Here is a 5,500-nt window from a genome sequence, read left to right as displayed (position 1 = left end):
TTGGGTTTACTCAGTAAATTATAGTCCCGATGGTAACTATTTAGCTAGTGGTAGTAATGATGGTACTATCAAAATCTGGTCTATACAAACAGGAAAGGAAATACGTACTCTAAGGGATGGTTTTAAGTGGATTAACTCAGTAAATTATAGTCCCGATGGTAACTATTTAGCTAGTGATAGTAGTCAGAATATCAGAATTTGGAATGTCGATAGCAACAATTAGTTAGGATTATGAGTGGGCAAGATCCGCGTAGCAGTAAGCGTAGCAACCTTAATAAAGCGTTCTACTGATTTACTTTCTTAGGGTTTGCGATGGCTTCGCTGACGCTCGCCATGACATAAAGTAATAGACACTTTAATTCGTAAAACCATTTTGGAGGAGGTATTCTGTGAAACTTAAACAATTATTAACGTAAAAACGAGAGGGAATTATCTCATGGGGTGACGAACGACCTAAAAGTAGAATGAGCGAATGAGCGAATGATTTTTTCATTATTTATACTGGAGTGCGAGCATCTTGCTCGCTTATACTTGATTTTTGCAGTCAAAAAACCTCTACTAGCTCAAAAAAAACTTTTCCTCAACCAAAGTTACCGTAAGAATACTGGTGGAAGATTTAAAATTAATTATTGTTTTAGTAAGTAGATCAGCTTAATTAAACTTAAAATGTCATTGCGCTGCCGCAGGCTCTGCGTAGCACATGGAGCGCAGCCGATAGAAGCAACCGCAAGATCTTTAGGCTGAAGATTGTTATTAATTATATTAACGTTTATTTAGGGCTACCTACTTAGAGTTAATTTTACAGGAGCTAGATCAAAGTATTGCCTCATTCTTAATTCTTAATTCGCGCATTTCCCTCTTCTCTGCGCCTAGGTTCATAAATAAATTATCTTGAGATTTAGAAAGAACATATAAACCACCATCACCACCTCTACCAATGCGCAGAAATTCATCTAAATAAGTAATGGTAAAAGTGGGTATTCTGCCTTGGGGGTTACGAGCATCTACTTCCTTAAAAGGGGTCAATTTAGGAGTAGAAACACCTGCTAATTTAGTAATAGCTAGATAACGTTTTAAGAATTGAATATTTAACTTATTATCGGGTAAACCAGAATCATTTTTAGCTGCGGCAAAAACAGCGGTAACTAAGACAAATCCTGATAGTAAACCGAGTTTATGTTCAACAAAAGCTTGATTTAAGAAAGAATTAGAAGCAACGTCAATAACTTGATAAACTTTAGCTACTTGAAAACCGAATTTTAAACGAGTCAAAGAGCGAATTTCTCGGGAAGTAGAATAGTGTAATAACCAAACCCCATTGAGTAGTTCTGGTTTATATAACAGAGGATAGAGATAAGGGTTTTTAGCCTCTAAACTTTGGGCTAAAGATTCGATTTTAGCTGCATCTGTTGGGTTTAAGCCTACATCGGTTAAGGGTGCACCTAATTTAGCTTGACTAGTAGTTTTTAATTGTTCGATAGTAGAGAGGAGAGTTTCTGATTCGTTGAGAGTAAGATTAGTTGTCATGGGTTAGCGCTTCTACGATGGTAAGGGTATTAGTTTTGAGCATTTTGATATAGGTATCAGCTTCACTCCCTGGAATACCCAGAGAGTCAGAATAGAGTTTACCTGGGGCTAATTTTACTCCCGCTTCACTAGCGACGGTTGCAATTAAACTAGGGTTAATAGTGGTTTCAGCAAAAATCGCTTTTACCCCTAGAGTTTTGATTTCTGTGACTAGATTTTGCAGAGTTTGAGCGCTAGGTTGTTCTTCGGTGCTGATACCAATCAGAGTACCTGCTACTGGTATATCATAAGCTTGGGCATAATAGCCAAAAGCATCATGAGTGGTAATTAAAAAGCGTTGCTCTTCGGGAATGGTAGCGATTTGTGCTTTAATCCATTCGTGGAGTTCTTCTAATTCTGCGGTGAGTTGCGCTGCATTAGCGGTAAATTCTGCAGCATTTTCAGGAGATAAAGCGATCAGAGTATCTCTAATGGCGTTAACCATGATTATACCATTAGCTGCGTTTCCCCAAACGTGAGGATCAGGAACTTTATTACCTTCTTCATCGATTTCTAAGGGGGGTACTCTTTCTCCTACGGCTAATTTTTGTGCTTGTATTCCCGTTGCTTCGATAAGTCTGATTAAAGCGGGTTCAAGGTTATAACCGTTATAGATAATCAAGTCAGCTTTTTCGATTAATGCTACGTCTCTAGGTACTGGTTCATACAAATGGGGGTCATCTCCTGGTTTAAGGATTCCCCTATGTTCGATCGCTTCTCCCCCAATCGTTTCAGTTAAGTCAGCGATAATCGTATTGGTGGAGACAACCAGGATTTTATCTGAGGGGATAGTTTCACTTTGACAACCCGTTACAGAGATTCCTAGTAAAGTTAGCCCTACTACTAAGGAAGTAAATAGTTTCATTGGTTTTCATAATTTTTTCATAAAGTTTATCATAATTTTTTCATTTTTGGCTTATGCTAGAAGAAAGGGTTAATTAACAAGATTATGAATAGTCACAAAATCAGAGTCAATCATCTATCGGTAGAATATAGAAAAGTTCAAGCCTTAAGTGATGTTAGTTTAGAAGTCTTACCAGGAAAAGTCACAGGGTTAATCGGTCCAAATGGCGCGGGGAAAAGTACTCTGATTAAAGCAATGTTGGGTTTAATCCCTTCAAGTCTCGGAGAAGTAATTTATGACAATCAACCCTTAAAACAACAACTGAGTAAAGTTGCTTATGTTCCCCAGCGATCGCAAATTGATTGGACATATCCAGTGACGGTGTGGGATGTAGTCATGATGGGAAGAATTAGACAAACTGGTTGGTTAAGAGGATTTTCTGCTAATAGTAAAAATAAAGCCAAAGAAGCGTTGATGAGAGTAGGTATGAGTGCTTATCAACATCGACCTATTGGTCAATTATCAGGTGGTCAACAACAGAGAGTATTTCTCGCGCGTTCCCTTTGTCAAGGGGGAGAGATATTTCTCTTTGATGAACCTTTTGTAGGGGTAGATCATCGCACCGAAGAGATTATCTTTGAGATTTTCACCGAATTAGCACAAGAGGGTAAAATAGTTTTAGTAGTTAATCACGATCTAGGAGAATCGATCACTAATTTTGATGAACTTATCTTGTTAAATAGAGAAGTGATAGCTTACGGCGATCGCGATTTGGTTTTACAAGCAGAAAACCTCGAACGCGCTTATAGTGGTAGAGTGAAATTTTTTAACCTAGAGGAATATTATGACGACAGAAGAACTCAATATAGATAATATCTTAGATGACGAGGAAGATACTAACCCCATTAGTTGTAAAGACACCATTGAAACTGTGATTAGCAGTATGGAACAAAATGACAGTGCGATGGTAAAACAAACAGAAGATGGTTATCTGTGGAAATTCCAGTATGGTACAGTGGAAGTCTTTGTCCAGTTAACGGGAGAAACCGAGGAAGATTTACTAACAGTTTGGTCAACTGTGTTAAAATTACCCGCTAATAATGAACCAGAATTAATGCGTCATTTGTTAGAGATGAATTGGTCGGGAACTTTTGAGACTTGTTTTAGTATATTTAATGATAGTATAGTACTTTCAGTTCAACGCACTATAGCTGATTTAAACCCAGGGGAAATTTCTCGCGCTATTACCTTAGTAGCAACTATCGCTGACGATAATGACGAACTTCTCCAAGCCAAGTATGGCAGCCAATAATTTCTGTAGCTAAAATTTAGGTAAATTTAGAATTTAGAATGGGTGAATTTAGAAAAAATAATTAATTCTTCATTCTTAATTCTTCATTCCCCTTTTGCCTTTAATAACTATGAGCAAAACAATTCAACAAATCAAAAAAGAACTAGACAAAATAGAGGAAAAAGTTAGCTTAACGGGTGAAGAAATATACAAAGCATATAAGGATTATCTAAACTTATTGATTCAGGTAGTAGCTAAGCAATTTATCTTAGCATCCTACCAAATTTGTACTCAGATTTATCCCGAAGCTTTCTTAAAAATATCTTTTAGTCAAAGAGAACATCTGCAACAACAACTCAGAAAAATAAGTCAAGAAAACTTCCAAGATTTACTAGATTATTTTAGTTCAGAAGAAGATACGCTGAATATTCGCAATCCAGGAGAATTAGCAGATTGGTTAGATAATCTCGAAGCTTCTTTAGTCTTAAAATTAGAAGAGATCTCAAAATTAGGGAATAACTGTTTACAAAAAGTAGGTATTTTACCAGAAGATATACCAGCAAAAATCATTGCTATGGCGATGGAAGCAGAAGAAAATCTACCAAATATAAATAGTTCACCCAATTTATTAAATATTTTAACAGAGAAAGAAAATAATATTAGTCAAGTGACGGTCTTAAGATTATCTTTAATAGAGATAGAATTTAGTGAGAGTAATTTGACCACTCAAAGGAATAAAATCAGAACAATTAAACAAGAAATTAAGCAACTAGAACAAAAATATCAAAGACAAATAAAAGAATTAGCCATCGCTGAAGCAGAAACAGCCTGGCGATCGAGTTGGCATTTATAATAACTTATTAACTCGACGTAAAATTTGTCCCGCGAGAATTGCTCCCCCAAAACCATTATCAATATTAACTACACCTACACCAGCAGCACAAGAATTAAGCATAGTTAATAGAGGTGCGATACCACCAAAACTAGCACCATAACCAATACTAGTGGGAACACCAATCACGGGACAATCAACAATACCTGCGACTACACTAGGTAACGCTCCTTCCATACCCGCTACTACTACTAAAACGTCTGCTTCCTGTAGAATATGACGATTACTAAAAAGACGATGTATTCCCGATACTCCCACATCCCAGAGACGCAAAACAGTAAACCCGCAAAGTTCTGCTGTTACCGCTGCTTCCTCAGCTACGGGTAAATCAGCAGTTCCTGCGCTTAAAATGCCAATTTTGCCCTTATACTTGGTTTTCAGCTGTCCTAACGCGCAAATACGGGCTTGGGGATAATATCTTAACCCCTCTACCTCTGCTTGTAATTGTTCAGCGACAGTAGAATCTATACGAGTAGCCATGACTAGAGGCGATCGCCTAATCATGTTATGGATAATAGCAATTAATTGCTCTAAGGTTTTTCCCTCTCCCCAAATTACTTCAGGAAAACCTGTTCTTAATTGACGATGATGGTCTATTTTAGCGAAATCCCCCACAGTTTCAAAACTGAGGTTTTTAAGTTGCGCAAAGGCTTGATCTGGGCTAACTTCTCCTCTGGCAACCGCTTTGAGTAATGTTTCGATAACGTCTGGTTCGCTCATGTGGGGGCATGTAATTACAATTTCTATCTGTCTATGATAGCATTATCTTTAAGGTGAATTCGGTATTAGGTATTAGGTTTTATTATTGCCATACAATACACTCCCGTCTCCCCCTCTCCCCCTCTCCCCTGCCTCACAAGTGTAGGTTTTTTACAGAAAAGTTATCATGAGGTAAGACAAGGGAGAC

At 37.5% G+C, this 5,500-nt stretch carries 7 protein-coding genes; 4 read left to right on the top strand and 3 right to left on the bottom strand.

Translation table 11 applies throughout. From position 1 onward, the window contains the following. The coding region (locus EA365_00250; protein ID TVQ49751.1) for a protein kinase at positions 1-223 on the top strand (223 nt) is incomplete at its 5' end. 590 nt (positions 224-813) lie between these two features. Here EA365_00250 and EA365_00245 read toward each other — a convergent pair. After that, positions 814-1,527 carry a fimbrial protein gene (locus tag EA365_00245; GenBank protein ID TVQ49750.1) on the bottom strand — a complete coding sequence of 238 codons (714 nt, stop codon included), beginning with the start codon at positions 1,525-1,527 and terminating at the stop codon, positions 814-816. Continuing rightward, positions 1,517-2,431, bottom strand: a complete 915-nt coding sequence (locus EA365_00240; protein ID TVQ49749.1) for a metal ABC transporter substrate-binding protein — start codon at positions 2,429-2,431, stop codon at positions 1,517-1,519. The genes EA365_00245 and EA365_00240 overlap by 11 nt, the downstream gene beginning before the upstream one ends. 84 nt (positions 2,432-2,515) lie before the next feature. Between EA365_00240 and EA365_00235 the strand changes: the two genes are divergently transcribed. From EA365_00235 to EA365_00225, 3 genes are all read left to right on the top strand, one after another. Further along, positions 2,516-3,283 carry a metal ABC transporter ATP-binding protein gene (locus EA365_00235; protein ID TVQ49748.1) on the top strand — a complete coding sequence of 256 codons (768 nt, stop codon included), beginning with the start codon at positions 2,516-2,518 and terminating at the stop codon, positions 3,281-3,283. Further along, positions 3,255-3,722, top strand: coding sequence for a YbjN domain-containing protein (locus tag EA365_00230; GenBank protein ID TVQ49747.1), 468 nt, complete (start codon positions 3,255-3,257; stop codon positions 3,720-3,722). The genes EA365_00235 and EA365_00230 overlap by 29 nt, the downstream gene beginning before the upstream one ends. Before the next feature lie 109 nt (positions 3,723-3,831). Further along, the gene (locus EA365_00225) at positions 3,832-4,554 is read left to right on the top strand and encodes a hypothetical protein (protein TVQ49746.1); all 723 of its coding nucleotides are present in this window, start codon (positions 3,832-3,834) and stop codon (positions 4,552-4,554) included. Here the strand turns inward: EA365_00225 and larB are convergent. After that, positions 4,549-5,313 (bottom strand): nickel pincer cofactor biosynthesis protein LarB, encoded by a 765-nt coding sequence (larB, locus tag EA365_00220; protein TVQ49745.1) that lies wholly within the window; start codon positions 5,311-5,313, stop codon positions 4,549-4,551. The two genes, EA365_00225 and larB, sit on opposite strands and share 6 nt — an antisense overlap. Positions 5,314-5,500: the final 187 nt, after the last annotated feature.

This window comes from Gloeocapsa sp. DLM2.Bin57 (genome assembly GCA_007693955.1).
Lineage (GTDB): Bacteria > Cyanobacteriota > Cyanobacteriia > Cyanobacteriales > Gloeocapsaceae > Gloeocapsa.
This window is presented reverse-complemented; position numbering and strand designations above follow the sequence as displayed.

What these genes read in the sequence shown, in the direction of transcription:
- larB (TVQ49745.1), bottom strand. Translation starts at nt 5,313, where the DNA reads ATGAGCGAACCAGACGTTATCGAAACATTACTCAAAGCGGTTGCCAGA.
- EA365_00245 (TVQ49750.1), bottom strand. Translation starts at nt 1,527, where the DNA reads ATGACAACTAATCTTACTCTCAACGAATCAGAAACTCTCCTCTCTACT.
- EA365_00230 (TVQ49747.1), top strand. Translation starts at nt 3,255, where the DNA reads ATGACGACAGAAGAACTCAATATAGATAATATCTTAGATGACGAGGAA.
- EA365_00225 (TVQ49746.1), top strand. Translation starts at nt 3,832, where the DNA reads ATGAGCAAAACAATTCAACAAATCAAAAAAGAACTAGACAAAATAGAG.
- EA365_00235 (TVQ49748.1), top strand. Translation starts at nt 2,516, where the DNA reads ATGAATAGTCACAAAATCAGAGTCAATCATCTATCGGTAGAATATAGA.
- EA365_00240 (TVQ49749.1), bottom strand. Translation starts at nt 2,431, where the DNA reads ATGAAACTATTTACTTCCTTAGTAGTAGGGCTAACTTTACTAGGAATC.